Annotated in this window: 5 protein-coding genes; all 5 read right to left on the bottom strand. The window is 64.5% G+C overall.

The genetic code is table 11. The features are described 5' to 3' along the window. Positions 1 to 238 precede the first annotated feature (238 nt). Positions 239 to 442 carry a hypothetical protein gene (locus tag RM2_RS23010; RefSeq protein ID WP_072691760.1) on the bottom strand — a complete coding sequence of 68 codons (204 nt, stop codon included), beginning with the start codon at positions 440 to 442 and terminating at the stop codon, positions 239 to 241. Next, entirely contained in the window at positions 439 to 705 is a 267-nt protein-coding gene (locus RM2_RS23005; protein WP_072689376.1) for a hypothetical protein, read from the bottom strand. The genes RM2_RS23010 and RM2_RS23005 overlap by 4 nt, the downstream gene beginning before the upstream one ends. Positions 706 to 885: 180 nt before the next feature. After that, the gene (locus RM2_RS23000) at positions 886 to 1,224 is read right to left on the bottom strand and encodes an HNH endonuclease (RefSeq protein ID WP_072691759.1); all 339 of its coding nucleotides are present in this window, start codon (positions 1,222 to 1,224) and stop codon (positions 886 to 888) included. Between the two features lie 99 nt (positions 1,225 to 1,323). Continuing rightward, positions 1,324 to 1,527 (bottom strand): hypothetical protein, encoded by a 204-nt coding sequence (locus RM2_RS22995; protein WP_072691758.1) that lies wholly within the window; start codon positions 1,525 to 1,527, stop codon positions 1,324 to 1,326. A 22-nt stretch (positions 1,528 to 1,549) separates the two neighbouring features. Then, entirely contained in the window at positions 1,550 to 1,750 is a 201-nt protein-coding gene (locus RM2_RS22990) for a hypothetical protein (protein ID WP_072691757.1), read from the bottom strand. Positions 1,751 to 2,002 lie beyond the last annotated feature (252 nt).

Below are 2,002 nucleotides of genomic sequence, written 5' to 3'. Positions count from 1 at the left end.
CGTCAGGTTCCCGGCAAAGTCGCGAACCAGGGTTTGTGACCTGTCAAGTACGTGGAGGGGCGGTGGTGGGGTTGGCCGACGACCGACTGGACGAAGGTGTCCGACACGCTCGGTGCGCATCCTTGACCTTGCCGATGTGCCCCACCATGTCACCGCTTCAGATGCCACGACACCGGCACCGACGGTGGCAGTCCCCCTCGGTCATGGTGCGTGCATCAGCAGCTCCGCTCGGTCACTGTCACCAGGAGGCGCTATGAACCCGATCGAACGCTTCACCGCCGAGGTGGAAGTGTTCGGGATGGCGCAACGTCGCGGGCCCCCGGTCACCCACGCGGGAAAGCAACGTGGTGGTCACGCGGATGACGGCCGCGACCTCGGCAGCCGGGCGAGGACCCAACAGCACCCGGTCACCGAGGTCGAACAGCTCGGGAAGATCCGTCATGACAGGTCGTCCTCGTCGAGCCCGTCTTCTGGGAGGGGGAACGGCCACCGATCAGAGCCGGGTGGGTTGGCGAGCCGGTCCAGCTCGTGCAGAGGGCGTCCGTCGCGGCCGTACTCGATCGAACGCCGGTAATGCGAAAGGTTGCGGGGGTTTGCGAGCGTTGCTTCGACGTCGAGGCCGGCCAGCTCGTCTGTGAAGTAGTCCACGTTCCTCTCGTTGAACTCGTCGTCGTTGAGGTCGTCGGGGTCAGGTTCGAATGTCATGGCTGGGTTCCTTCGGTAGGGGTGCAGGTTTTATGGGGTTCTGGTCGACCCGATTCCGCATCATCGGTGCAGCTCGGGGCCGGTTTTGCACGTGAGTTTCGGGGCCGCTGTAAAAAAGGAGTGACTGGACCGGGAAGTCCCGGACCCCCCACCCCCTCGATGATTTCGGGGGGTGGGGGGTCAGGGCCAGGGCATGAGGCGCAGGCCGAGTTGGTCGTCGACGGCGCGTGCGTCTGCGACGTTGATGCCGGTGACTGCTGGGCGCAGGTGGTCGTTGCGGCCGTCTTGACGCTGCTTATTGCATAGGTCGTGGACTAGCCGGTCGGCGACTGTGCCGCCTTGTGAGCGTGCGATCGTGTGGTCGGCGTGGAGTGCGTTGCCGTCCCAGTTCTGTGCCGGGTCGCGGTAGAGCGGTCTCCCGCACCAATAGCAAGGGTTGCCGTCGACGTGCTTACGCAGTAGTCGTTCTCGCTGCTGCCGGTGTGCATAGCCGAGGCCGCGGGCGGCGGCTGACTTCATCGGGGTCAGAAGACCAGCGGCACAAGGATCGTGGCGATGTCGACCAGGGCCTTCCCGATGGTGGTGATGTCGTCGATGCTCAGTGATCCGATCATGGTGTTACTCCTTGGGGTTGGTGTTTGATTCGGGGATGACCTCGACGGTGTCGGCAAGGAGCGTCAGGGTCATGAGGGCGAGCGGGTATCCGAGAGACTGAGTCAGGGTCGGCCCGGGATCGGTGATGAGCCACGGGAACTCTTCGCCGTCGACGTAGAACTTCTTCTTACTCAGGTCGAGTACGGCCTTCTTCGCTACGTCCGGCATTGGTCCCCCTCGGTTGTGTGTGTCATCGCTTGCCCCAGCGGGGGAATCGCGGTCGGCCGGCAGATGGGCTGTCTGCGTGGTGGGTGCCGTCGCAGTGGACGTGTACGGCCTCGATATGAATGGGCGCGGGTGTCGCGGCATCTGGTGCGTCGCCGACGATGGCGTGGCCGATCCGGATGAGCACGTGGCCGGTGATGCTGGTGATCGCGTCGATGGGGTTCATGCAGCCTCCTGGTGACAGTGACCGAGCGGAGCTGCTGATGCACGCACCATGACCGAGGGGGACTGCCACCGTCGGTGCCGGTGTCGTGGCATCTGAAGCGGTGACATGGTGGGCACATCGGCAAGGTCAAGGATGCGCACCGAGCGTGTCGGACACGTTCGTCCAGTCGGTCGTCGGCCGACCCCACCACCGCCCCTCCACGTACTTGACAGGTCACAAACCCTGGTTCGCGACTTTGCCGGGAACCTGAGG

This window comes from Rhodococcus marinonascens NBRC 14363 (assembly GCF_001894885.1).
GTDB lineage: Bacteria > Actinomycetota > Actinomycetes > Mycobacteriales > Mycobacteriaceae > Rhodococcus_F > Rhodococcus_F marinonascens.
This window is presented reverse-complemented; position numbering and strand designations above follow the sequence as displayed.